The sequence below is a fragment of the Mitsuaria sp. RG genome (genome assembly GCF_028369275.1).
Lineage (GTDB): Bacteria > Pseudomonadota > Gammaproteobacteria > Pseudomonadales > Pseudomonadaceae > Aquipseudomonas > Aquipseudomonas peradeniyensis.
The window spans coordinates 110,329-132,862 of sequence record NZ_JAQMYQ010000005.1; the positions used below are offsets into that span (position 1 = coordinate 110,329).

Consider the following 22,534-nt stretch of genomic DNA (forward strand, 5'->3'; position numbering starts at 1 on the left):
GATACGCAGGCCGAGTCCTTGAAAGTACAGCAACAGCAGGTCGGGCTGCTTCAGCAGCACAAGGTACTCCTGGAGCGCTCCCTGGGCGGCAGGCCGGCCCAGTCGGGGCCTGAGTTGCTGCCTCAGGTCGGCCAGGCAGCGCGCGATGTCGCTTCGTCGCTCCTGATCGCGGGCGGTGGTTACCTGGCGGCGAAGGGAATCGCCCAGGGTAGCGCTCCTGGCCGTCCGGGTACCCTGTACCTACCGGCCTTGGTCATTGGCAGCACCGATGGCGCGCCAGGCAGCGAGGATTACCCGCTTGGCGCGGATGCGATGCCGGCCCCGCTGCCTCGCAGCGATGGGCCAGGGCGTTGGGCGCAGGCGCTGCAGGCCGGGAAGTCGGCTACCGGCATGGCCGGGCTGGATGCATTGACGAAGCTTGTCTTTACGGCAACCACGGCTTCCACTGCGCAGCAGAGGGGAGAGGGGGTGGGTGCCGCCGCCGGTGGTTTCTTGGGGGCCGTATCGGGGGCCATGTTGGGCGCAGGCCTCAAACTGGGCGCCCCAGCGGCCTCGATGATGCTCGGCTTTGCCGGCGACAAGGTCGGTGGAGTGCTAGGCAAGGGGCTGATGGCCAGGTCCGACAGTGCTTCTGTGGCGGGCGTTGGCAACGGGCAATCGACGCCGTCAGCAGACGCTGCCCCGCCATCGGCATCGAGTACATTATGGGGCACCTTGGCCAGCGCCCTGGGAATAGGCGCGGGGGCTGCCGCCTACAAGCATCGTGGCCGTTTACGCCGTGCCGGACGTGGGGTTGGGCTGGACGAACCTTATCCGCTAGGGGCGGATGCCGGACCGTCACCCTCCGGCCTCAATCCTTCACCTGGGCGTTGGGCCAGACTGACGGAGGCTTTCAAGGCGGCTGGCAAACTGCCTTGGCTCGAGGCCGGGGTAAAGGGGGCTTACACCTATGCCACGGCCAAGACGCCCGAGGAGAAGGGGGCGGGTTATGGTGGTGCGATTGGCGGAGCAGTGGGCACAGTGCTGGGAGGGATGTTTCTCAGTGGTGTTGTTGGTCCGCCAGTTGCGATGCTGATCGGCAACATGGTTGGCGACAAGGTCGGTGGCGTGATCGGGGGATGGGCTGGAAAAACATTCTTTAGCGCCTCTGACGAGCCTCCCAAGAGTCCCCGTCCAGCAATCTCCCTGAGCGATCCGCGGCAGATCACGCTCGTACCGAAGGGAGAGGTGCTCGATGGGCAGGTCGGCACACGGATGGCCAGGCAGCTACTGTCGCCATCGCAGGTGGCGCTTTCCAAGCCTCGGGCGGCAGTCGATGCGCGCGCCGCTGGTGGTGTCGAGGTACCGCTGGCGATTGGGCCTGGAGCGCCGATCGGTGCGCCTGTGGGCAAGTATTTCTCCGAGCGTGCCGCCGAGTTCAAACCGCAGGAAACGAGCGTACCTGTTGGGCCGCTGGCGTTGCCCGACGCCGGGCCGCGTCCGGCGCAGAGCCAAGGCTTGGCCACGCAGCCCGTCAGCCAGCAGCTCACGTTCACCGCGAACATGCCTATCACCGTGCAGGGTAGCGTGGACTCGCCCAACCAGCTCACCCAGCAACTCGAAGAGGCGGTCCGACGTGTCATGCAGGACCTGCAGAGGCAGGCCTACAACGCACAGCTGGCCGATCATCCCAACCCATTCTGACAGGAGGATCCATGACCTATATGGAGCAGCTGCAAGCCACGCTGCACGCCCTGGTCAAGGCAGGAGAAGCAGGGCGTCGGCATGCCGACGCCATGCTTGATCCGATGAACGACGCGATCGGCCATGTACAGGGTGCGGTCGTCGTGCTGGAGGGGCTGCCAGTGGTCGGCCCGTTCATCGCCGCCAAGCTCCAGCGCACGATGCGCGCGATCACCAATGCCCAGGCTCGGGTCGCCAAGGTAGCGGCCAGGTATGAGCAGACACTGGCCGTGGTACGCCAGGTACGCGATCGCATCGATACCTTCGCCGGGCATATCGCCAAGGCCGGCACCGCCGTAAAACGGTTGGTAAAGACGTTACCCTCGGCCGTCAACGGCGTGTTGTCGACACTGGGCTTCGCGCCCGAGGTGACGCCCGCCGCCGAAGCGATAAAACCGTTCCCGCACCTGCTGGTGCTGCAACCGCTCAAGGCGGGCGCGGCGCCGTACTACTTCAACCTCGACACCGCCGCCTTCGACCAATTGCGTCGGCAGACGCGTTTTCGCTGGGCCGGGCAGGAACGCCTGAGCCGCGAGAGCGCCCAGCAGGCGGTCAGCCTGGGCGAGGAGAGCATCAACATCCGTGGCGCGATCTTCCCCGGGTTCAAGGGCGGCCTCGGCCAGTTGCAGACGCTGCGCAGCATCGGTCGCCAGCTGCTGCCGCTGTCGTTGACCACCGGCTACGGCGAGGTGCTCGGCACCTGGTGCCTGACCAGCATCGAGGAAGAGCAGAGCGTCCTGCTGGCCGGCGGCATTCCGCGCAAACAAGGGTTTTCACTGGAGTTCGTGAGCTATGGCCAAGACCTGCACAACGTCTGAGGGCGACCTGCTCGATACCCTCTGCCAGCACTACTACGGCCATCTTTCCGGCACGGTCGAGGCCGTGCTGGATGCCAACCAGGGCCTGGCGGACGAGGCGCAGCCGTTTCGCGCCGGGGTGAGGATACTGTTGCCGGAACTGCCGATGACGACCAGCACCAGCCTGCAGCTGTGGGATTGACCACTCGCCCCTGTACCGTGGGGGGGGGGGGGGGGGGGGGGGGGGGGGGGGGGGGGGGGGGGGGGGGGGGGGCGCGCGCCCCCCCCCCCCCCCCACCCCCCCCCCCCCCGCACCCCCCCCACCCCACCCCCCCCCCCCCCCCCCCCCCCCCCCCCCCCCCCCCCCCCCCCCCCCCCCCCCCCCCCCCCCCCCCCCCCCCCCCCCCCCCCCCCCCCCCCCCCCCCCCCCCCCCCCCCCCGCCCCCCCCGCCCCCCCCCCCCCCCCCCCCCCCCCCCCCCCCCCCCCCCCCCCCCCCCACGCCTTCCTCGCTACACCAATACAGCGGAGCCCCAACCATGCAACCTCAATTTCGCATCATCGCGGACGGCCATGACATCACCACGCTGCTTAACGACCGCCTGCTGCTGTTACGCACCACTGATAAGCCAGGTCTGGAATCCGACGAGTTCGAACTGCGCCTCGATGCCCGCGACGGTGCCCTGGCCTTGCCAGCCAGGGGCGCAGTGCTCGAGGTGCACCTGGGTTACGCCGGGCAGCCGCTGAACCGCCTGGGCCGCTACACCGTGGACGAGGTCGAGCTGTCCGGCCCGCCGGACACCCTGGTAATCCGCGGCAAGGCCAGTGACCTGCGCGGCAGCGGCAAGACCATTCGCAGTGGCAGTTGGGAGAACGCTACGCTGCAGCGCATCGTCGCCGAGATCGGTGCCCGCAATGGCTGGCAGGCCGTGTGCCCGTTGGCTGTGCAAGTGCCGCGGGTCGACCAGTACAGCGAGTCGGACTTCAACTTCATCACTCGCCTGGCGCGCCAGCACGACTGCACCGCCAAGCTCGCCAACGGCCAGTTGCTGGTGCTGCCGCGCCAGGGTGGCCAGAGCGCCAGCGGCAAGCCTCTTGATGTGGTGGGCATTGCCCGCAGCGAGGTCAGCCAGTGGCAGTTTCGCCTGGCTGACAAGAGCACCCACAAGGCCGTCAGGACCCGCCACCAGGACAGCGCCAGCGGGCACCTGCAAGCGGTGGAACTGGACAATGGCGATGCGCCGGACGGCCTGCAGCCGGTCTACACCGACCGCCACCTGTACCCCAACCGCGCGGCGGCGGAACAGGCCGCCCGCGCCCGCCTGGCCAGCTTCAACCGCGACACCGCCAGCGTGCGCCTGGACATGCCCGGGCGCACCGACCTGTTCGCCGAGCGCAGCATCGATGTTCAGGGTTTCCTGGCTGGGCTTGATGGGCAGTACCTCATCGAATCGGTCGAGCAGGTGTTCACCAGCAGCGGCTGGCGCACCACCGTGCAGTGCAATGGCGGTCGCCAGGGCAAGGCCAAGGCCAAGGGTTCCGCGCCTCGGCGGACGGGTTCGCTCAAGGCCTGAGACAGGGCGGTGAGGGTTTCCCGATGCCTGCCGGCGGCGGCGCTCCCTATAGTCGCTGTCAGCCGGCCGCATCACCCTGTTTCCGAGCTCCAGATCAGGTGCGGCGGTCGCCACACCGTGACCCCTGTGAAAGCCACGCGCTTCGAGCCAACGCCCATGAGCGAGCCACAGGCGGCACCGGCCGCCTTTCGATCAGACCGCAATGGAGAATGCACCGATGCCGCTCACTGAACAGCAACTCAAGCAGATCTACCCGCTCGCCGGCCAACGCGTCGCCGCCTTCCTGCCGGCGCTGAACACGGCCATGGCCAACTGGGAGATCGACCACCCCAAGCGCATTGCCGCGTTCCTGGCCCAGGTCGGCCATGAGTCCGGCCAGTTGCGCTACGTCAAGGAGCTGGGCAGCGACCGCTACCTGGCCCGCTACGACACCGGCAGCCTGGCCCTGCGCCTGGGCAACACGCCTGAAGCCGACGGTGATGGCCAGCGCTATTGCGGCCGTGGCCTGATCCAGGTGACCGGGCGCAACAACTACCAGGCCTGTAGCCGTGCGCTGTTCGGCGACGAACGCCTGCTGGCGCAACCGCAGATGCTCGAGCAGCCGCGCTGGGCCTGCGAATCGGCGGCCTGGTTCTGGCACTCGCGCGGGCTCAACGCCCTGGCCGACCAGGGGGAATTCAACCGCATCACCCGGCATATCAACGGCGGCCTGAACGGCTTGTCGGAGCGCCTCGAACTGTGGGCGCGAGCGCGGGAGGTGCTGTGCTGAGCCGCCTGCAACTGGCGCTGTGCCTCGGGCTGATGGCGTTGTCCGCGGTGCTGGCCTGGCAGCTGCAAGGCTGGCGCCTCGGGCGTCAGCTGGCCGAGCAGGAGCAGGCGCTGGTGCAGCAGCGCCTTGACCAGGCCGAGGCGCTGTACGGCCTGCTGCTCGCCGAACGCGATCAGCGCCAGGGCCTCGAACAACGCCTGCACGACAGTGAAACGAAGCATTTCCAGGAGCTGACCGATGCCCAACAGACTCAGGCTCGCTTGCGTGACCGCCTTGCTACTGCCGATCTGCGCCTGTCGGTCCTGGTCGAGCGCGACCCCACCTGTGCCCCAGTGCCTGCCGCCGCCGGCACCGGCGGCGTGGATCATGGCCCCGTACGCGCCCGACTTGACCCGGCGCATGCTCGACGAATTATCGCCATCACCGACGACGGCGACCGCGGACTGATCGCCTTGCGGGCGTGCCAGGCCTATGTGCGTGCGCTGTCGCGCTGATCTGTATTTCTTATCTTTTGTCCATGGCCGGCCTCACTTTCGTGGGGCCGGCCATTTTTCAAGCAAGCCAATTCAAGGAGTAGAGAATGGGCGAAAAGAACATCATCGTGGACCGTGGCATTCCCCCTTCGGGTTCCTCAGGTGGAGGGGGACGCGGTGGAAGTTCAACGGGAGGCATCACTATCCCTTTGGGTGTCAATGGTGAACCCTCCCACCATGCACTCAACGTTGCCGCGCTGATGAACGGCGCAGTACTGGAAGCGGTGCTGGAGGGGCAGGGTTGGCCAAGCCCGGATGCCTACTATGACCTGGGCGTCGATATGTGGGGCATGTTGCCCTATCAGATCTTCGAGATGCGTAATGAACTGAGTGACAGCTACCTCAGAAAGGAGCGTAACCTGCCGGCCAGTCTCAATGCCGAGTTGGCTGCGGCTGAAGCCGCCGCAGGTAGCACTGCGGCGCTGCCGGACTCGAAGAAAGCCGAGCGCTCCATTGGGATCATCAAGTCGATGATGGCCACCCGCGACCAGCAGATCGCATTCAATCGCGGGCGACTGGCCACGGAGCAGGGCGGTCGTTTCGATGACCGCGATATCAAGGAACTGATCGACGAATTGCGCAAGCTGGACGATTACGACGTGCCGGCGGCATTGGATGTCGAGCTTTCCCTCTATACGGCAGCCCTGGCCTTGTATGTCGATCTGAAGGCTCAGGAGCAGTTGCGCGAAAAGCTCGATGCCCTGGAGAAGGCGCGCCGCGATGCGCTGGAGAAAGAGTCCTACAAGGACGCGGCCACCTACGCCAGTGACACTGGCAAGGAAATCGCCAATCGCTTTGGCAACCAGGTGGCGCAGGCCGCCAACGACATGCAGAAGGGCATCGCGGGCAAGCGCATAGGCAGCTACCAGGAGGCCTTGAAGGCCTTCGAAAAGCTGTCGCAAAACCCCGGCTTGCGGCTGAACGCCAAGGACTCGGCGGCGGTTGCCCAGGCACTTGAGGCGCTGGACAAGGCCACGCTTGGCGATAACATGCTGCGTTTGGGCAAGGCCTTCGGTGTGACCGGTGGCGTCATTCAGGCTGCCGGGCTGGTTGACTCGGCAGTGAGCGGTTTCAAGACCGGTGACTGGAAACCCTTTCTTCTGGAACTGGAAAGCGCTGTCGTCGGCAAGGTGGCGGGCAGTCTGGCGGGCGCCATGGCTGGCATCGCCCTGGGCTTGCTGGTTTCCGCCCCCGCTGCCGCAGTAGCGGGAACCGTTGTGGCGGCCGTCTTCATCGGGGCTGCCAGCGCATACTTCGATACCGAGAAGGTCGACCAGATCAATCAGTGGGTCATGGGCGCAGTAGCACCCTGATACCCTTGCACCGGGAGCGCACAACGTTGCTCTCGGTGCTTAGGCTCTGTACGAAATGTATCTGCATTCGCCCATACTGCGTTGAAACGGGGCTCGGAATGCTCATGTACTCCAGTACACTCCGCTTCCTCCCCCCGTTTCGCCTTGTCTGGCCTTCGCGCAGACACATTTCGTACAGGCCCTAGCAACCTGTCTGTGCAAGGAGTTGTGACGTTGAACGCGAAGCACACGGCCAGTCACTGGCCGTTGTATCTGATCACGGTCTCGAGCCTGGTGCCGGTGTTCCTGCTGGCCTGTTGGGTGCCGACGCTGAGTCAGGAACAAGCCTTGGTCCTGGATCGCCTGCTTGACCAGCATCTGCTGGGGCAGGTGGGTGTCTGGTCGTCCAATTTTGCGCTGATGTCCAAGGCGGTCGCCAACTATGTCGCGATCGCCGCGCCGTTGTGTTCAATCGGCCTGGCGCTGCTGGTATGCCGCCATCATCTACGTCCCTTGGAGCAACTGCCGGTGCTGTCATTGCGCCGCCAGTTGTTTTTCCATGTCGGTTGGGTGGTGGTGGTTGGGGTGCTACTTGCCCAGAACTACTTCGGTTACACAGATTTCGCCCACCATCGTGCGAAGTTTCGCTGGGTGGGCAATCACCCAGGTTTGTATCCCTTTTTTGCCAGCATGATGTTGCTTGCGCTCGAATTCGCGTTCGTCTTCAGCTATGTCGTGCTGGTGCATTACCCATTGCTGCGCCTGGCCCGTCGGCGCAAGGCGAGGCAGGACTGAGCCTGGCTTGAGTGGTAGGGTATGGCGGTCGCAACGAGGAGCCCGCCATGGACCCGATCACCGTACTTTCCACTCGCCTGGGCGAACACCTGCGGCGCTTCAACGCCCAGGTGAGCACCGCCGAATCCTGCACCGGCGGCGGCATCGCCGAGGCCATCACCCGTATCCCCGGCAGTTCGGCGTGGTTCGAGGCAGGATACGTCACCTATTCCAACGCCCAGAAAACCCGCCAGTTGGGCGTCCCCGAGGCGTTGTTCGCCCAGGTGGGGGCGGTCAGCCAGGAAGTGGTCGAGGCCATGGTGCGGGGCGCCCAGGCCGCCAGCGGAGCGCGCTTCGCGGTGGCGGTCAGCGGCGTGGCCGGGCCAGACGGCGGTTCGCCGGCCAAGCCGGTGGGCACGGTGTGGCTGGCCTGGGCCGACGGAACCCACGTGAGCAGCGAGCGCCGGCACTTCGACGGCGACCGCGAAGCGGTGCGCCGACAGACGGTGATCGCCGCGTTAGACGGCTTGTTACAGCTTGGCGCGGAGTAATTCGCCCGACGGGGGTTTGCGGAAACGAATCGCTGTGGAATAATACTGGCTACTTATACAGTTATTCCGGCCGTCAGGGCCACGTCGAACACGTGAGGATTTCAATGGACGACAACAAGAAGCGCGCCTTGGCTGCGGCCCTGGGTCAAATCGAACGCCAATTCGGCAAGGGCGCGGTCATGCGCATGGGCGACCACGAGCGCCAGGCCATTCCCGCCATCTCCACTGGTTCCCTGGGCTTGGACATCGCCCTGGGCATCGGCGGCCTGCCGAAAGGCCGTATCGTTGAGATCTACGGCCCGGAGTCCTCGGGTAAAACCACGCTGACCTTGTCGGTCATCGCCGAAGCCCAGAAGAACGGCGCCACCTGCGCCTTCGTCGACGCCGAGCACGCCCTCGACCCTGAATACGCCGGCAAGCTGGGCGTCAACGTCGACGACCTGCTGGTCTCGCAGCCGGACACCGGCGAGCAGGCCCTGGAAATCACCGATATGCTGGTGCGCTCCAACGCCGTTGACGTGATCATCGTCGACTCCGTGGCCGCCCTGGTCCCCAAGGCCGAGATCGAAGGCGAGATGGGCGACATGCACGTCGGCCTGCAGGCTCGCCTGATGTCCCAGGCGCTGCGCAAGATCACCGGTAACATCAAGAACGCCAACTGCCTGGTCATCTTCATCAACCAGATCCGTATGAAGATCGGCGTAATGTTCGGTAGCCCGGAAACCACCACCGGTGGTAACGCCCTGAAGTTCTACGCCTCGGTGCGCCTGGACATCCGCCGTACCGGCGCGGTCAAGGAAGGCGACGAAGTGGTCGGCAGCGAAACCCGCGTCAAGATCGTCAAGAACAAGGTTTCGCCACCGTTCCGTCAGGCCGAGTTCCAGATCCTCTACGGCAAGGGTATCTACCGCAACGGCGAAATCATCGACCTGGGTGTTTCCCAAGGCCTGGTGGAAAAATCCGGTGCCTGGTACAGCTACCAGGGCAACAAGATCGGTCAGGGCAAGGCCAACGCCGCCAAGTACCTGCAAGAGAACCCGGCCATTGGCAGCGAGATCGAGAAGCAGATTCGCGACAAGCTGCTGACCGCTGGTGCTGCCGCCGCTGCAGCAGCGGCCGCCAAGGCTGGTGCAGCCGAAGCCGATGCCGACGACCTGGCTGACGCCGACGCCGGTTATTGATTGGCTCCATGTCCGTCGTACTCGACACCCCCGTCGCCGTTCGGCGGACAGCCATGGACCTGCTCGCACGCCGCGAGCATGGTCGCGTCGAGCTGACGCGCAAGCTGCGTCAGCGTGGCGCACCGGACGAGCTGATCGAGCCTGCGCTCGATCGGCTGGCCGAAGAAGGGCTGCTCAGTGAAGCCCGCTATCTGGAAAGCTTCATTCGCTACCGGTCCAGTGCCGGCTACGGCCCCGCGCGAATTCGCGAGGAGCTTGGCCAGCGTGGTTTGAACCGTGGCGATATCGACCAGGCCCTGCGCGACAGCGAAGTGGACTGGGCGACGCAGCTGCGTGATGTCTGGCAGCGCAAGTTCGCCGGGCAACGCCCGCAAGACCCACGCAGCCGGGCGCAGCAGACGCGCTTTCTCGCCTACCGTGGTTTCCCCATGGACATGATCGGCCGGCTGCTCAGCGGTCGCGACCTCGACGATTATTGATGCCCTGTACGGCTGACGCCCATGCGTGTCAGCTGTACAGGGCATTTTGCGTTCAGCTGACCCGCAAGGCTTCCCGGGCGCGCTGGGTGGTGTGCATCGGCTGGGGTTTGGCCCAGTTTTCCGGCAGGTTGATGAAGTCCACCAGTTCGCGCAGACGGCCCTGGTCGCGCCCGTTGAAGGCGAAGGTCAGGCGTGTCAGGTGGCTGAAGTTGCCTTCCTCGTGTTCGGCGCCGCTGTCCGCTTGCTGATGGTACCTGCCGCTCAGGCGCAGGTCGGCGAAGCCTTCCTCGACATCATGCAGGGCTGCCTCGCTCAAGGGATGGTGCATGCGGATCACGAACTGGTTCTTCAACCAGCGGCTGGAGTGGTAGTTGCTGTAGAACTGGTTGATCTCCTCGACCGCTTCGTCGGCATTGTGCACCAGGCGCACCAGCTTGAGGTCGCTGGGCAGGATGTAGCGGTTCTCTTCTAGCTGGCGACTGATGAAGGCCAGGGCGTCCTGCCAGAAGCTGCCGCCGGGTGAGTCGAGCAGCACCACCGGTACCAGCGGGCTCTTGCCGGTCTGGATCAGCGTCAGCACCTCCAGCGCCTCGTCGAGGGTGCCGAAGCCGCCTGGGCAGAGCACCAGCGCGTCGGCTTCCTTGACGAAGAACAGCTTGCGGATGAAGAAGAAATGGAACGGCAGCAGCTTGTCTGTGCCATTGACCGTGGCATTGGCGTGCTGTTCGAACGGCAGGGTGATGTTGAAACCCAGGCTGTGGTCGGCTCCGGCGCCCTCGTGTGCGGCGGCCATGATGCCGCCGCCGGCGCCGGTGATGACCATCAGGTCCGAACGTGCCAGCGTCGCACCCAACTCCCGGGCCAGCGCGTACATGGGGTGTTCCATTGGTGTGCGCGCCGAACCGAACACGGTGACCTTGCGTCGGCCCTTGTAGTGCTCAAGGGTGCGGAACGAATGGTCGAGTTCGCGCAGGGCCTGCAGGGTGATCTTGGCGTTCCAGCGGTTGCGGTCGTCGTGGGCCATGCGCAGCACGGTCAGCAGCATGTCGCGGTACAACGGCAGGTTGGGACTGTTCGGCGCGACCAGTTGCAGTTGCTCGTCGATCTTGCTCAGGTCGATGCCGTTGTCCCTGAAATGGTTGAACAGCAGCTCGTTCGATTGGTAAGGCATTCAACGTCTCCTTCTGCAGCAAAACCTCTGACCGGGTCGATGGTGTGTCCCGGCCGCGACACTGCGTGTGTCGCTGGCTGCTGTGGCTCGAGTGTGCCCCCCGAGCGTTGCAGTGGGCCTTCAAGGCCATGTTGCAGTGGCAATTCCATCGCGTTGTCGTTGTTATGGGTGCTCGTTATCAATCTAGACGCTGGCGCGGCTTCGTGCCGCCACAGACGCGCGCTACCGCCGGTCAGGCGGGATTCAGCAATGGCGGGGCTTTGGTTAACTGGGGGCAGAAGGGCGAGGCGGCGAGGTGGCGGTATGCACCGGCTGGAGATCGAAGTGGATGGGCAACTGTTGCAGTTGCTCGAGCACGAGGCCAGGGTTCATCACCTGAGCCTGGAAGGGGAGTGCCTGCGCCGCCTGCAGGGCGCCGAGGCGCATTCGCGTTACCTGCAGGCGCTGCTGGCCGAGTTGCGCGCCGATGATGAGCAACGGCGCGCCAGAAACAGCGATCAGTTGGTCTGAATCACTTCTTCTTGTTACCGGCCGTGCAGCTGGCGGCGTCGAAGGCCTGGTCCATGACCGGTTGGTTGGTCTTGTAGACGGTGAAGCGGTAGACCATCACGGCGCCCTTGGACATCAGCTGGCGGTAGCCGTTGTTGCGGCACACGCTGTCACCCAGCTGGCTGCGGACCTGCGCGGGATTGCCCTGCATGCGCTGGGCATGCTCCTGGCGTACGCTCAGGTGATTGACCAGTGCCTTGCCTTCGACGGTGTAGCCCTGGTCGAGGATGTCTTCGTTGATCGCCCGCGGGGTGCCGACGCTGCTTTCCTTGGCGACCTTCTGCAGCATCTGGTTCAGCTCGTACTCCTGCTTGGACGCAGCCTGGGCGGCCAGCGGCAGGGCGAGCAGCAGGCTCAGGGTCGGGACGATAAGACGCAGCATGGATCTCTCCTGGTTCGATGACTGGCGCTTTGACCAGCGCCGGCGGGCGGCGTTCCCTGAAACCGCAGGGTTTCCAGGCCGCCAGACCCTGCGATTATAAAGGAGCGGCGCCGCTGGCTGCACGGCAAATGACGTGCGCTCTGGTAGACTGGGCGCTTTGTTTTCATCGAGTCGTCGCCGTGCCCCTCCCACTTCCCTGCCAAGGCCTGCTGCCATGAGCCACGCGGTAGCGCGCCTGCGCGCCGAGCGCCTGGCGCGCAGCATCAAACCCTTTGTCGCCCGAGGCTCGCGCGCCGAGCGCTGCCCGGATTGCCGGGTGATCGCCACGCACTGCCTGTGCGCCTGGAAACCCCGGGTGCCGGCCGAGTCCGGCATGTGCCTGCTGATGCACGACACCGAGCCGTTGAAACCGACCAACACCGGCTGGCTGATCGCCGATGTGATCGAGGACACCTCGGCCTTCGGCTGGCTGCGCACCTCGGTGGACGAGGGGCTGCTGGCGCTGCTGGACGACCCTCGCTGGCAGCCCTACATCGTCTTTCCGGGCGAGTTCGTCAAGGAGGAGCGCGTGGTCAGCGAAGTCGCGCGCGAGCCGGGCAAGCGCCCGTTGTTCATCCTGCTCGACGCCACCTGGACCGAGGCGCGCAAGATGTTCCGCAAGAGCCCGTACCTCGACCGTTTCCCGGTACTGAGCCTGCAGCCCGAGCAGATGTCGCGCTACCGCCTGCGCCGTTCCAAGCGTGATGATCACTTCTGCACCGCCGAAGTGGCCGCCATGTGCCTGGAACTGGCCGGCGACGGCCAGGCCTCGCAGGCCCTGGACGCCTACCTGGACGTCTTCAGCCTGCACTACCTGAGTGGCAAGCGACGCCTGCCGCTGGACGAGCAGGACGAGGTCCACCAGCGTTTGCATACCTTCCTATAGTCCAAGGGGCAGGCGCCACGGATTGGTTCATACTGTCGGGGCTGGCAGCCAGGGTAGGCGGGTTCGACCGGGCAATTGGCTTGACCACCCGGGGCGTGCTCGGCATCCTTGGCGCCGCTTCGGGCACGACGAAGCTGCTGTTACCCCGGACTTCGCCGTGCCATCCCGGCCGGCGGCCCTGCCGTTCGCGCCATGAGTTGCCCGCCAGGCGTCTCCCGTATCCCCTGCGCCTGGCACAGAACAGGATCCATAGATCGATGGCCACATACGAAATCCTGATTGCCGATGACCACCCGCTGTTTCGTAGCGCACTGCGCCAGGCCGTTACCCTCGGCCTGGGCCCGGACGTGCGTCTGGTCGAGGTGGCGAGCATCGCCGAACTGGAAACCAGCCTCACCGAGAAAGCCGACTGGGACCTGGTCCTGCTGGACCTGAACATGCCCGGCGCCTACGGATTCTCCGGCCTGGTCCTGCTGCGCGGCCAGTACCCGCAGATCCCGGTGGTGATGGTCTCGGCCCAGGAGGAGGCAGCCGTCGTGGTCAAGTCCCGCGAATTCGGCGCCAGCGGCTTCATTCCCAAGTCCAGCGAGCTGAGCAAGATCCAGGAAGCGGTGCGCAACGTGCTCGACGGCGATGTCTGGTGGCCGCCGCAGGCCTTTGACAAGGTTGATGTGTCGGCCGAGGCCAAGGCCGCCAGCGAAGGCCTGGCCAGCCTCACCCCGCAGCAGTTCCGCGTGCTGACCATGGTCTGCGAAGGACTGCTGAACAAGCAGATCGCCTATGAACTGAGTGTTTCCGAGGCGACCATCAAGGCCCACGTGACGGCGATCTTCCGCAAGCTGGGGGTGCGCACGCGAACCCAGGCGGCGCTGCTGCTGCAACAACTTGAATCGGTTTCGGCCAGCTAAGTACCCGTGCATTCACGCTTTTTTGACTCCGACTGGACTAGTGTCCTGTCTCGGAAATAGGCTGTTCACTTTTGGCGGCGTCTTGGGCGCCCGGCCGGCGTTGCCACTCCTCGCCATAGCCCTGCTATGACTCGTCGCGGCGCCTTGGCCGGACACCCAAGCCACTCGCCAAAAGAGAACGTATTTCCGAGACAGGGCACTAGCCTGCCGACCTTATCTCCGGTGAAGTGACGGACACACATGTCGCCATTCAAAGGCCAGACCGGCCTCAAACGTATCGTCAACGCCGCCGGCTATTCGCTGGACGGCCTGCGCACCGCCTTCAAGGGCGAAGCCGCCTTCCGCCAGCTGGTGCTGCTCAACGTGCTGCTGGTGCCGCTGGCCTTCTGGCTGCCGGTCAGCCGCGCTGAGCGGGCGATCCTCATTGCCGTGTGCCTGCTGGGGCTGATCGTCGAGTTGCTCAATTCGGCGGTGGAGGCGGCCATCGACCGCATCTCGCTCGATCGCCACCCGCTGTCGAAGAACGCCAAGGACATGGGCAGCGCCGCGCAGCTGGTGGCCATGAGCATGGTCGCGGTGGTCTGGGGCGTGATCCTGCTCGGTTGAGCGCTCAGGCGATCGGCGGCAGCACGATCTCGTCGCTGCGCCGCACGCCGGCGGTGAAGCTGCGGCACAGCTCGAGGAACTCGCGCATGGCCGAGGTCTGGTACTTCTGCTTGTGCCAGATGAAGTAGAACTGCCGCGCCAGATCCAGGGCCGGAGTTTCCACCGGCACCAGGCTGCCGCGGCGGAAGGCATCGCGCAGGGCCAGGCGTGAGATGCAGCCGATGCCCAGGCCCGACTCCACGGCGCGCTTGATCGCTTCGGTGTGTTCCAGCTCCAGGCGGATATTCAGGTTGGCGCGGTGATGGCGCATGGCCTGGTCGAAGGTCAGGCGCGTGCCCGAGCCCTGCTCACGCAGGATCCAGGCTTCATGGGACAACTGCTCGATACCGGCATGACCGACCTTGGCCAGGGGATGCTGGGGCGCGCAGAACACCACCAGTTCATCCTCCACCCAGGGTTGCACCTCGAGATCGGGGTGGTTGCAGTCGCCTTCGATTAGACCCAGGTCAATTTCATAGTGGGCGACCTGTTGCACGATATGCGCAGTGTTCTGCACGTGCAGCTTGACCTGGCTTTCCGGGTGCACCTGCATGAAGCTGCCGATCAGCAGGGTGGCCAGGTAGTTGCCGATGGTCAGCGTGGCGCCGACGGCCAGCGAGCCGAAGCCCGACTTGCCGTTGAGCAGGTCTTCGATTTCCTTGGCCTGGTCGAGCAGGGCCACGGCCTGGGGCAGCAACTGGTGGCCCAGAGCGTTGAGGCTCAGGCGCTTGCCGGCACGGTCGAACAGCTGGCAGCTGGACTGGCGCTCCAGTTCGGTGATCGATGTACTTGCCGCAGATTGCGACAAGGCGAGGACGCCGGCGGCCCGCGACACGCTCTGGTGCTGGGCGACGGCGACGAATACCTGGAGCTGACGGAGTGTGAATCGCATATCTATATAACCGATAACACATATCTTGATAATTCAGTTAACAGATATTGTCGCTGCCCCTAAACTATCGCGCAACTGCGCGTCTTGCGCGCGCCGCGTTTTCCTTCAGGAGCCCCATCGATGAGCAACATGAACCACGAACGTGTCCTCAGTGTGCACCACTGGAACGACACCCTGTTCAGCTTCAAGTGCACCCGCGACCCGGGCCTGCGCTTCGAGAACGGTCAGTTCGTGATGATCGGCCTGCAGCAGGACAGCGGCCGTCCGCTCATGCGCGCCTATTCCATCGCCTCGCCGAACTGGGAAGAGCACCTGGAGTTCTTCAGCATCAAGGTGCCGGACGGCCCGCTGACCTCGCAGCTGCAGCACCTGAAGGAAGGCGACGAGATCATCATCAGCAAGAAGCCTACCGGTACCCTGGTGCTCGATGACCTGAACCCGGGCAAGCACCTGTACCTGCTGAGCACCGGCACCGGCCTGGCGCCGTTCATGAGCGTCATCCAGGACCCGGAGACCTACGAGCGCTTCGAGAAAGTGATCCTGGTTCACGGCGTGCGCTACGTCAACGAAGTGGCCTACCGCGAGTTCATTACCGAGCACCTGCCGCAGAACGAGTTCTTCGGTGAGTCCGTACGTGACAAGCTGATCTACTACCCGACCGTGACCCGCGAGCCGTTCGAGAACCAGGGCCGCCTGACCGACCTGATGCGCAGCGGCAAGCTGTTCAGCGACATCGGCCTGCCACCGATCAACCCGCAGGACGACCGCGCGATGATCTGCGGCAGCCCGAGCATGCTCGACGAGACCAGCGAAGTGCTGGACAGCTTCGGCCTGAAGATCTCCGCGCGCATGCGCGAGCCGGGTGACTACCTGATCGAGCGTGCGTTCGTCGAGAAGTAAGTCGAATCGCGGTGACGAAAAACGCAGACCTGGGTCTGCGTTTTTTTATGCCTGCAGGATCTAGGTTGGCGGTGCCGGCCTCTTCGCGGGTAAACCCGCTCCCACAGATTTTGCGCAACCTGTGGGAGCGGGTTTACCCGCGAAGAGGCCTGGCCTGAAAACGAAAGAGCTTCAGCTTTCCCGCACCACTTCCAGCACCCGGATCCGATCCGGTTGCGGGTAGTGCCACCTGACTTGCACATCCCAGAACTTTACCCCGTAGACCCGCTCCGCAGGCGGTACCTGGTAGGCCGGTCGCGGGTCCTGCGCAAGACACTGTTCGATCAGCTCCACCAGTGGCTGATCCAGGCGCAGTGCATGGTCGCGGGCTTGGGGCAGGGCGCTTTCGCTCCATTCGACGGCAATCGCCTCTGGAGCATCATTGGCCATCAGGTTGCTCGCGCCGGCAATGCTGTCCGCATAGGGCACATAAGGCTTGATATCCAGCACCGGGGTGCCGTCCAGCAGGTCGATCCCCGACAGCAGCAGACGCCCCGGCTCGACGCCTTCCAGGCGCACCACCGACTGACCGATGCCATTGGGCCGGTGGGTGGCCCGGGTGGCGAACACTCCCATGCTCTTGTTGCCGCCCAGGCGCGGTGGACGCACTTTCAGGCGTGGCTTGTCTTCCAGTGCCTGGTGGAACAGGAACAGCAGCCACACATGACTGACCTGCTCCAGCCCTTCGACGGCATCGCCCTGGTCAAAGGGCGGCAGCAGCTCCAGCACGCCACGGGCGGCCGGCGCCAGCTGGGGCTGGCGCGGGATGGCGAACTTCTCCTTGAAACAGGAGCGGACAATGCCGACCGGCGAGACGGTATGCTGCATCCTGGCTCAGCCGCGCACGCGAAGGGTCAGGCCCTTGAGGAAGTTGCGCAGCAACTGGTCGCCGCAGGGGCGGTAGTTGTCGTGGCCGACCTTGCGGAACAATGCGCTGAGCTCAGGTTTGGATACCGGGAAGTTGACCGACTTGAGCACCGCGTGCAGGTCGTCTTCCTTCAGCTCGAAGGCCACCCGCAGCTTCTTGAGCACGGTGTTGTTGGTCACCGGCACTTCGATCGGCTGCGCTGGACGGCTGTCGTCACGGCCGCGACGGTGGATTACCAGGCCGTCGAGGAAGTGCGCCATGACCTTCTCCGGGCAGAGCACGAAGCCGGGTTCCTCTTCCTTCTTGACGTAGCCGGCGATGGCCTCGACCGAAACCTCCAGGCCCGAGAGCTTGATGATCTCGGCCAGCTTCTGGTCGTTGGCCTTGAGCATGTAGCGCAGGCTGCGCAGTACATCGTTGTGGTTCATTGCAGCGAATCCTGTTCTGTTGCCGCGTCAGTCATTGCGCGGCGGTAATGCTAAAAGCGTTCGGTGGCGGCCACATAGCGCCACTGGCCCACTGGCAGCTTGCCCATCGACACGCCGCCCAGGCGAATGCGGCGCATCGCCAGGACCTTGAGGCCGGCGGTCTCGCACAGTTGTTCGATCAACCCGGGCTGCGGGTTCTTCAGGACCATGCGCAGGTGTTGCTCGTTCTGCCAGCTGGCCTTGGCCTTCGGCAGTTCGACGCCCTTGCGCTCGACACCGCGGGCCAGGCGGTCGAGAGCCCCCGGCTTGGCCTGGCCGCTGACCTGGACAATGTATTCCTGCTCCATGCGGCGCAGGTCGGCGTCGAGCTTGCGGGTCACCCGCCAATCCTGGGTGAACAGTTGCAGGCCGCTGGCGCCGGGCAGTAGCGGAGCGACACAGGCCTGGCGGACGAAGTGCCCGTGCAGCGCGCGCACGCCTTCGCGGTGCGCTTCACTTAGACTGGCCATGCTCATGCCTGCCTGGGCGCTGGCGGTGTCCTGTCCGAGCGGCTGGTTGAGCAGCAGGGTCACCGGCTCCAGCGCTTCGGCACGGGCACCCGGGAGCAGTTCAACGCGTTGCCCGGCGACCTTGAACTGCGGCTGCTCGACGACCTGGCCATCGACCGTGACCCAGCCTCCTTCAATGTACAGTTCGGCCTCTCGGCGAGAGCAGCCAAGCTGTTCGATAAGGTGTTTGGAAAGACGAATGGGTTCGGACATGGACACGGGCATCACGCGGCAGGGAAAGCTTTCATTGTACCTGCCTGCGCAGGTTAGCGGCTGCAAATCGATGTCATTTCCGCCAATTCGGAGCGGGGCGATGGTTTCCTTGGTTCGCGTCCTAGGACGTTGTACGAACAAGCCTCATGTGCAGTAGGGGATAGGGCTGCCCCAGGCCGTCGGTTTCCGAGCGCCCGTACACCTCGAAGCCTTCGTGCAGATAGAAGCCCAGGGCCTGCGGGTTCTGTTCGTTGACGTCCAGGCGTTCGGCATTGAGCTCGCTTACCGCATGCCGCAGCAGGCGCTGGCCGATACCCTGGCCACGGTACTGCGGCGCGACGAAGAGCATGTCGACACGGCCGCTGGCCACGCCGGCGAAGCCGAGGATGCGTCGGCTGGCATCCTTGCAGCAGACCAGCATCACCGCGTCGAGGTACTTGTGCAGCACATGCTCACGCAGCAGCACGATGTAGCCGTCGGGCAGGAAGTCGTGGGTGGCGCGCACCGACGCCTCCCACACCCGCACCAGTTCGGGGTAGTCGCTCAGGTGGGGCGTTTGCAGCGTGACGGTGGGCGACATCCTGTGATCCTCGGGGTCATTGAGGAAAACATAGATGTAAAAGGCTGCCCCGCCAGTGGGCTAATGCCTGTCAGTTAGCGCTTCATCGCACTTATTGGGGCTGCTTTGCAGCCCTTCGCGGGTAAACCCGCTCCCACAGGATCGCGCAAACGCTGACCCCAATTGGCTTAACTGACTGGCATTAGCCAGTAGGCGGGGTATCTTCAGGCGAGCATCGATCAGACGGGCTCGGCCCACATGTCGTACTCGTCGGCATCGACGATGCGGCAACGGACCTTGTCGCCCGGCTTGAAGCCGTGGTCGCCGTCGATGAACACGCTGCCGTCGATTTCCGGCGCGTCGAAGAAACTGCGGCCGACCGAGCCCTGCTCCTCGACTTCGTCGATCAGCACCTCGATCTCCTTGCCGATACGCTGCTGCAGGCGCGCGGCGCTGATCGCCTGCTGGTGCGCCATGAAGCGATCCCAGCGCTCCTGCTTGACGTCGTCCGGCACTTCATCGAGGCCCAGGTCGTTGGCCGGGGCGCCTTCGACCGGCGAGTACTGGAAGCAGCCGACGCGGTCGAGCTGGGCTTCGGTCAGCCAGTCGAGCAGGTACTGGAAGTCCTCTTCGGTCTCGCCGGGGAAGCCGACGATGAAGGTCGAGCGGATCACCAGCTCAGGGCACTGCTCGCGCCAGCTCTTGATGCGCGCCAAGGTGCGGTCTTCGAAGGCCGGGCGCTTCATCGCCTTGAGCACCTTGGGGCTGGCGTGCTGGAACGGGATGTCCAGGTACGGCAGGATCTTGCCGGCGGCCATCAGCGGAATCACGTCGTCGACGTTCGGGTACGGATAGACATAGTGCAGACGCACCCAGGCACCCAGGCTGCTCAGGGCCTCGCACAGCTCGAGCATGCGGGTCTTGACCGGGCGGCCGTTCCAGAAGTCGGTCTTGTACTTGACGTCGACGCCGTAGGCGCTGGTGTCCTGGGAGATCACCAGGATCTCCTTGACGCCGGCCTTGACCAGGCGCTCGGCCTCGCTCAGCACTTCACCGACCGGGCGGCTGACCAGCTTGCCGCGCATCGACGGGATGATGCAGAAGCTGCAGCTGTGGTTGCAGCCTTCGGAAATCTTCAGGTAGGCGTAGTGGCGCGGGGTCAGCTTGATGCCCTGGGGCGGCACCAGGTCGATCAGCGGGTTGTGATCCTGGCGTGGCGGTACCACCTCGTGCACGGCGTTGACCACCTGCTCGTACTGCTGGGGGCCGCTGACCGACAGCACACTCGGGTGTACGTCGCGGATATTGCCTTCCTCGACACCCATGCAGCCGGTGACGATGACCTTGCCGTTCTCCTTGATCGCCTCGCCGATCACTTCCAGCGACTCGGCCTTGGCGCTGTCGATGAAGCCGCAGGTGTTGACCACCACCACGTCGGCGCCATCGTAGGTAGGCACGACTTCATAGCCTTCCATGCGCAGCTGGGTCAGGATGCGCTCGGAATCGACCAGGGCCTTTGGGCAACCCAGGGAAACGAAGCCGACCTTTGGGGTGGCGGGAGTGGTGGACATGGCTAACCTCGGTATTGAATACAGGTCGCCCGGCTGGAATCGCGGGCGATCTTGATGGGCGCTTTTTGGCGCCTCTGATCAAAAAGTGCGCAATTCTAGCGAGCGCAAGGTCGCTTTACCAGCAGAAATACGACGAACGCTGCGCTATGCTTCGCGCCGTTGCGCCGGGGCTTCCGGGATGGCCCGGCGCGGGTAGGAATTCAACCGGTCTAGATGGCCGTCTGCGGGAGTGGTCGATGGTTCAGGCAAGCAGTCACGCCGAAGGCGGGCAGGGCGCGGCACGGCCGCTGGGCCTGTTGGTGGCCGCCGTGGGGGTGGTCTATGGCGATATCGGCACCAGCCCGCTGTACACCCTCAAAGAGGTCTTTACCGGTGGTTATGGCGTACAGGTCAACCATGACGGGGTGCTGGGCATCCTGTCGTTGATCCTCTGGTCGCTGCTGTGGGTGGTGTCGTTCAAGTACGTGATGTTCATCCTGCGCGCCGACAACCAGGGCGAGGGCGGCACCATGGCCCTGACCGCGCTGGCGCGGCGGGCCACGGCGCAGTATCCGCGGTTGCGCATGCTGATGGTCGGCTGCGGCCTGGTCGGCGCCTCGCTGTTCTACGGCGACAGCATGATCACCCCGGCGGTGTCGGTGCTATCGGCGGTGGAGGGCATGGGCCTGGCCTTCGAGGGCATCGACCACTGGGTGGTGCCGATCTCGCTTGTGGTGCTGGTGGCGCTTTTCCTGGTGCAGAAGCACGGTACCGAGAAGATCGGCAAGCTGTTCGGCCCGATCATGGTCACCTGGTTCGTGGTGCTGGGGGCGCTGGGGGTACACGGCATCTCGCAGAGCCCGGAAGTACTCAAGGCCTTCAACCCGGGCTGGGCGCTGAATTTCTTCATCGTTCATCCGGGCATGGGCGTGGCCATTCTCGGTGCCGTGGTGCTGGCGCTGACCGGCGCCGAGGCCCTGTACGCCGATATGGGCCACTTCGGCCGCAAGCCGATCGCCCGCGCCTGGTTCGCCCTGGTGCTGCCAGCGCTGGTGCTCAACTACTTTGGCCAGGGGGCGATACTGCTGCAAAACCCGGAGGCGGCGCGCAATCCGTTCTACTTGCTGGCGCCGAGTTGGGCGCTGCTGCCGCTGGTCGGGCTGGCCACCATGGCCACGGTGATTGCTTCCCAGGCGGTGATCTCGGGGGCCTTCTCCCTGACCCGCCAGGCCATCCAGCTGGGCTACGTGCCGCGTATGCAGATCCAGCACACCTCCAGCGACGAGCAGGGGCAGATCTACATCGGTGCGGTGAACTGGGCGCTGATGGTTGGCGTGGTGCTGCTGGTGATCGGCTTCGAGTCGTCCGGCGCCCTGGCCGCAGCCTATGGCGTGGCGGTGACCGGTACCATGCTGATGACCACCATCTTGGTCTCGGCGGTCATGCTGCTGCTGTGGAAGTGGCCACCGGTGCTGGCGGTACCGCTGCTGGTGGGCTTCCTGTTCGTCGACGGGCTGTTCTTCGCCGCCAACGTGCCGAAGATCGTCCAGGGCGGTGCCTTCCCGGTGTTGGCGGGGATCGTGCTGTTTGTGCTGATGAGCACCTGGAAGCGCGGCAAGCAGATCCTGGTCGAGCGCATCGACGAGGGCGGATTGCCGTTGCCGGTGTTCATCGGCAGCATCCGCGTGCAGCCGCCGCACCGGGTCGAGGGCACCGCGGTGTTCCTCACCGCCCGGCCTGATGCCGTGCCCCATGCGCTGCTGCACAACATGCTGCACAACCAGGTGTTGCACAGCCAGGTGGTGCTGCTGACGGTGGTCAGCGAAGACCGGCCACGGGTGCCGGAGCAGGAGCGGTTCGAGGTGGAGGCCTATGGCGACGGGTTCTTCCGGGTGCTGCTGCACTTTGGCTTCATGGACGAGCCGGACGTGCCGGCGGCGCTGAAACTGTGCCACCTGGACGAACTGGACTTCAGCCCGATGCGCACCACCTACTTCCTCAGTCGGGAAACGGTGATCGCCTCGCGCCTCGAGGGCATGTCGCGCTGGCGCGGGAACCTCTTTGCGTTCCTGCTGAAGAACGCCAACGGCAATCTGCGGTTCTTCAACCTGCCGCTCAATCGGGTGATCGAGTTGGGGACGCAGGTCGAGATTTGAGGGGCACCCCTTTCAAGGTTCTTGCGTTTTTTGGGGGTATGACCGCTCCAGTTCAAGATTGCCGGGGCTGCTTTGCAGCCCATTCGCGGCACAAGGCCGCTCCTACAGAGGGACGAGGTCGCCTGTAGGAG

25 protein-coding genes are annotated in these 22,534 nt (G+C 64.8%); 17 read left to right on the forward strand and 8 right to left on the reverse strand.

All coding sequences use genetic code 11. The features are described 5' to 3' along the window. The first annotated feature begins 18 nt into the window (after nt 1-18). From POF53_RS04860 to recX, 11 genes are all read left to right on the forward strand, one after another. Nucleotides 19-1,683, forward strand: coding sequence for a hypothetical protein (locus POF53_RS04860; protein WP_232856828.1), 1,665 nt, complete (start codon nt 19-21; stop codon nt 1,681-1,683). Nucleotides 1,684-1,694: 11 nt separating this feature from the next. After that, nucleotides 1,695-2,540, forward strand: a complete 846-nt coding sequence (locus POF53_RS04865; RefSeq protein ID WP_232856830.1) for a phage tail protein — start codon at nt 1,695-1,697, stop codon at nt 2,538-2,540. Next, nucleotides 2,515-2,721 carry a tail protein X gene (locus POF53_RS04870; protein ID WP_203651200.1) on the forward strand — a complete coding sequence of 69 codons (207 nt, stop codon included), beginning with the start codon at nt 2,515-2,517 and terminating at the stop codon, nt 2,719-2,721. The genes POF53_RS04865 and POF53_RS04870 overlap by 26 nt, the downstream gene beginning before the upstream one ends. Before the next feature lie 335 nt (nt 2,722-3,056). Then, entirely contained in the window at nt 3,057-4,091 is a 1,035-nt protein-coding gene (locus tag POF53_RS04875) for a phage late control D family protein (protein WP_232856832.1), read from the forward strand. A gap of 217 nt (nt 4,092-4,308) precedes the next feature. Then, a complete protein-coding gene (locus POF53_RS04880) occupies nt 4,309-4,860 on the forward strand; it encodes a glycoside hydrolase family 19 protein (protein ID WP_232856834.1) in 552 nt (183 codons plus the stop codon). Further along, entirely contained in the window at nt 4,854-5,354 is a 501-nt protein-coding gene (locus POF53_RS04885; RefSeq protein ID WP_498966606.1) for a lysis system spanin subunit, read from the forward strand. Before POF53_RS04880 ends, POF53_RS04885 begins: the two co-directional genes overlap by 7 nt. Nucleotides 5,355-5,440: 86 nt before the next feature. Beyond that, entirely contained in the window at nt 5,441-6,706 is a 1,266-nt protein-coding gene (locus tag POF53_RS04890) for a colicin-like pore-forming protein (RefSeq protein WP_232856836.1), read from the forward strand. 213 nt (nt 6,707-6,919) lie between these two features. Further along, nucleotides 6,920-7,480 (forward strand): hypothetical protein, encoded by a 561-nt coding sequence (locus POF53_RS04895; RefSeq protein WP_203651205.1) that lies wholly within the window; start codon nt 6,920-6,922, stop codon nt 7,478-7,480. A 47-nt stretch (nt 7,481-7,527) separates the two neighbouring features. Continuing rightward, nucleotides 7,528-8,010, forward strand: coding sequence for a CinA family protein (locus tag POF53_RS04900; protein ID WP_028690617.1), 483 nt, complete (start codon nt 7,528-7,530; stop codon nt 8,008-8,010). Nucleotides 8,011-8,114: 104 nt separating this feature from the next. Further along, on the forward strand, nt 8,115-9,191 hold the full coding sequence (gene recA / locus POF53_RS04905) for a recombinase RecA (RefSeq protein WP_028690616.1): 1,077 nt from the start codon (nt 8,115-8,117) through the stop codon (nt 9,189-9,191). Nucleotides 9,192-9,199: 8 nt separating this feature from the next. Then, on the forward strand, nt 9,200-9,670 hold the full coding sequence (recX, locus tag POF53_RS04910) for a recombination regulator RecX (protein ID WP_028690615.1): 471 nt from the start codon (nt 9,200-9,202) through the stop codon (nt 9,668-9,670). 52 nt (nt 9,671-9,722) lie between these two features. Here the strand turns inward: recX and POF53_RS04915 are convergent, their stop codons facing one another. After that, on the reverse strand, nt 9,723-10,841 hold the full coding sequence (locus tag POF53_RS04915) for an LOG family protein (RefSeq protein WP_232856838.1): 1,119 nt from the start codon (nt 10,839-10,841) through the stop codon (nt 9,723-9,725). Between the two features lie 303 nt (nt 10,842-11,144). Between POF53_RS04915 and POF53_RS04920 the strand changes: the two genes are divergently transcribed. After that, nucleotides 11,145-11,351, forward strand: a complete 207-nt coding sequence (locus POF53_RS04920; RefSeq protein WP_232856840.1) for a hypothetical protein — start codon at nt 11,145-11,147, stop codon at nt 11,349-11,351. A 1-nt stretch (nt 11,352) separates the two neighbouring features. On the opposite strand, the gene POF53_RS04925 is transcribed toward POF53_RS04920, so the two are convergent. Continuing rightward, entirely contained in the window at nt 11,353-11,772 is a 420-nt protein-coding gene (locus tag POF53_RS04925) for a quorum-sensing-regulated virulence factor family protein (RefSeq protein ID WP_232856841.1), read from the reverse strand. A 214-nt stretch (nt 11,773-11,986) separates the two neighbouring features. Between POF53_RS04925 and POF53_RS04930 the strand changes: the two genes are divergently transcribed. The 3 genes from POF53_RS04930 (at nt 11,987) to POF53_RS04940 (ending at nt 14,211) form a co-directional block, all read left to right on the forward strand. Continuing rightward, complete coding sequence (locus tag POF53_RS04930; protein WP_050704454.1) at nt 11,987-12,697, forward strand: tRNA-uridine aminocarboxypropyltransferase; 711 nt, start codon at nt 11,987-11,989, stop codon at nt 12,695-12,697. 257 nt (nt 12,698-12,954) lie between these two features. Further along, nucleotides 12,955-13,605 (forward strand): response regulator transcription factor ErdR, encoded by a 651-nt coding sequence (erdR, locus tag POF53_RS04935; protein ID WP_203651208.1) that lies wholly within the window; start codon nt 12,955-12,957, stop codon nt 13,603-13,605. Between the two features lie 240 nt (nt 13,606-13,845). Then, the gene (locus POF53_RS04940; protein ID WP_198744388.1) at nt 13,846-14,211 is read left to right on the forward strand and encodes a diacylglycerol kinase; all 366 of its coding nucleotides are present in this window, start codon (nt 13,846-13,848) and stop codon (nt 14,209-14,211) included. Between the two features lie 4 nt (nt 14,212-14,215). On the opposite strand, the gene finR is transcribed toward POF53_RS04940, so the two are convergent. Beyond that, on the reverse strand, nt 14,216-15,142 hold the full coding sequence (gene finR / locus POF53_RS04945) for a LysR family transcriptional regulator FinR (protein ID WP_110738445.1): 927 nt from the start codon (nt 15,140-15,142) through the stop codon (nt 14,216-14,218). A 120-nt stretch (nt 15,143-15,262) separates the two neighbouring features. On the opposite strand from finR, the gene fpr reads away from it, so the two are divergent. Beyond that, nucleotides 15,263-16,042, forward strand: coding sequence for a ferredoxin-NADP reductase (gene fpr, locus POF53_RS04950; RefSeq protein ID WP_046856781.1), 780 nt, complete (start codon nt 15,263-15,265; stop codon nt 16,040-16,042). A 171-nt stretch (nt 16,043-16,213) separates the two neighbouring features. On the opposite strand, the gene tsaA is transcribed toward fpr, so the two are convergent. The 5 genes from tsaA to rimO all read right to left on the reverse strand — a co-directional run bounded on the left by tsaA (nt 16,214) and on the right by rimO (nt 20,268). Continuing rightward, nucleotides 16,214-16,909, reverse strand: coding sequence for a tRNA (N6-threonylcarbamoyladenosine(37)-N6)-methyltransferase TrmO (tsaA, locus tag POF53_RS04955; RefSeq protein ID WP_110738447.1), 696 nt, complete (start codon nt 16,907-16,909; stop codon nt 16,214-16,216). Nucleotides 16,910-16,915: 6 nt separating this feature from the next. Continuing rightward, entirely contained in the window at nt 16,916-17,377 is a 462-nt protein-coding gene (locus tag POF53_RS04960) for a YehS family protein (RefSeq protein ID WP_203651209.1), read from the reverse strand. 50 nt (nt 17,378-17,427) lie between these two features. Then, entirely contained in the window at nt 17,428-18,138 is a 711-nt protein-coding gene (locus POF53_RS04965; RefSeq protein WP_232856843.1) for an rRNA pseudouridine synthase, read from the reverse strand. 121 nt (nt 18,139-18,259) lie between these two features. Then, complete coding sequence (locus POF53_RS04970) at nt 18,260-18,718, reverse strand: GNAT family N-acetyltransferase (RefSeq protein ID WP_232856845.1); 459 nt, start codon at nt 18,716-18,718, stop codon at nt 18,260-18,262. 218 nt (nt 18,719-18,936) lie between these two features. Continuing rightward, nucleotides 18,937-20,268, reverse strand: a complete 1,332-nt coding sequence (gene rimO / locus POF53_RS04975; protein ID WP_232856847.1) for a 30S ribosomal protein S12 methylthiotransferase RimO — start codon at nt 20,266-20,268, stop codon at nt 18,937-18,939. A 236-nt stretch (nt 20,269-20,504) separates the two neighbouring features. Between rimO and POF53_RS04980 the strand changes: the two genes are divergently transcribed. Then, nucleotides 20,505-22,403 carry a potassium transporter Kup gene (locus POF53_RS04980; RefSeq protein ID WP_232856849.1) on the forward strand — a complete coding sequence of 633 codons (1,899 nt, stop codon included), beginning with the start codon at nt 20,505-20,507 and terminating at the stop codon, nt 22,401-22,403. The last annotated feature ends 131 nt before the right edge of the window (nt 22,404-22,534 follow it).

Coding starts and splice junctions, on each gene's coding strand:
- finR (WP_110738445.1), bottom strand. CDS start 15,142: ATGCGATTCACACTCCGTCAGCTCCAGGTATTCGTCGCCGTCGCCCAG.
- POF53_RS04980 (WP_232856849.1), top strand. CDS start 20,505: ATGGTTCAGGCAAGCAGTCACGCCGAAGGCGGGCAGGGCGCGGCACGG.
- POF53_RS04900 (WP_028690617.1), top strand. CDS start 7,528: ATGGACCCGATCACCGTACTTTCCACTCGCCTGGGCGAACACCTGCGG.
- POF53_RS04890 (WP_232856836.1), top strand. CDS start 5,441: ATGGGCGAAAAGAACATCATCGTGGACCGTGGCATTCCCCCTTCGGGT.
- POF53_RS04960 (WP_203651209.1), bottom strand. CDS start 17,377: ATGAACCACAACGATGTACTGCGCAGCCTGCGCTACATGCTCAAGGCC.
- recX (WP_028690615.1), top strand. CDS start 9,200: ATGTCCGTCGTACTCGACACCCCCGTCGCCGTTCGGCGGACAGCCATG.
- POF53_RS04870 (WP_203651200.1), top strand. CDS start 2,515: ATGGCCAAGACCTGCACAACGTCTGAGGGCGACCTGCTCGATACCCTC.
- tsaA (WP_110738447.1), bottom strand. CDS start 16,909: ATGCAGCATACCGTCTCGCCGGTCGGCATTGTCCGCTCCTGTTTCAAG.
- POF53_RS04970 (WP_232856845.1), bottom strand. CDS start 18,718: ATGTCGCCCACCGTCACGCTGCAAACGCCCCACCTGAGCGACTACCCC.
- POF53_RS04915 (WP_232856838.1), bottom strand. CDS start 10,841: ATGCCTTACCAATCGAACGAGCTGCTGTTCAACCATTTCAGGGACAAC.
- POF53_RS04865 (WP_232856830.1), top strand. CDS start 1,695: ATGACCTATATGGAGCAGCTGCAAGCCACGCTGCACGCCCTGGTCAAG.
- rimO (WP_232856847.1), bottom strand. CDS start 20,268: ATGTCCACCACTCCCGCCACCCCAAAGGTCGGCTTCGTTTCCCTGGGT.
- POF53_RS04920 (WP_232856840.1), top strand. CDS start 11,145: ATGCACCGGCTGGAGATCGAAGTGGATGGGCAACTGTTGCAGTTGCTC.
- POF53_RS04930 (WP_050704454.1), top strand. CDS start 11,987: ATGAGCCACGCGGTAGCGCGCCTGCGCGCCGAGCGCCTGGCGCGCAGC.
- POF53_RS04875 (WP_232856832.1), top strand. CDS start 3,057: ATGCAACCTCAATTTCGCATCATCGCGGACGGCCATGACATCACCACG.
- recA (WP_028690616.1), top strand. CDS start 8,115: ATGGACGACAACAAGAAGCGCGCCTTGGCTGCGGCCCTGGGTCAAATC.
- POF53_RS04925 (WP_232856841.1), bottom strand. CDS start 11,772: ATGCTGCGTCTTATCGTCCCGACCCTGAGCCTGCTGCTCGCCCTGCCG.
- fpr (WP_046856781.1), top strand. CDS start 15,263: ATGAGCAACATGAACCACGAACGTGTCCTCAGTGTGCACCACTGGAAC.
- POF53_RS04940 (WP_198744388.1), top strand. CDS start 13,846: ATGTCGCCATTCAAAGGCCAGACCGGCCTCAAACGTATCGTCAACGCC.
- POF53_RS04880 (WP_232856834.1), top strand. CDS start 4,309: ATGCCGCTCACTGAACAGCAACTCAAGCAGATCTACCCGCTCGCCGGC.
- POF53_RS04965 (WP_232856843.1), bottom strand. CDS start 18,138: ATGTCCGAACCCATTCGTCTTTCCAAACACCTTATCGAACAGCTTGGC.
- erdR (WP_203651208.1), top strand. CDS start 12,955: ATGGCCACATACGAAATCCTGATTGCCGATGACCACCCGCTGTTTCGT.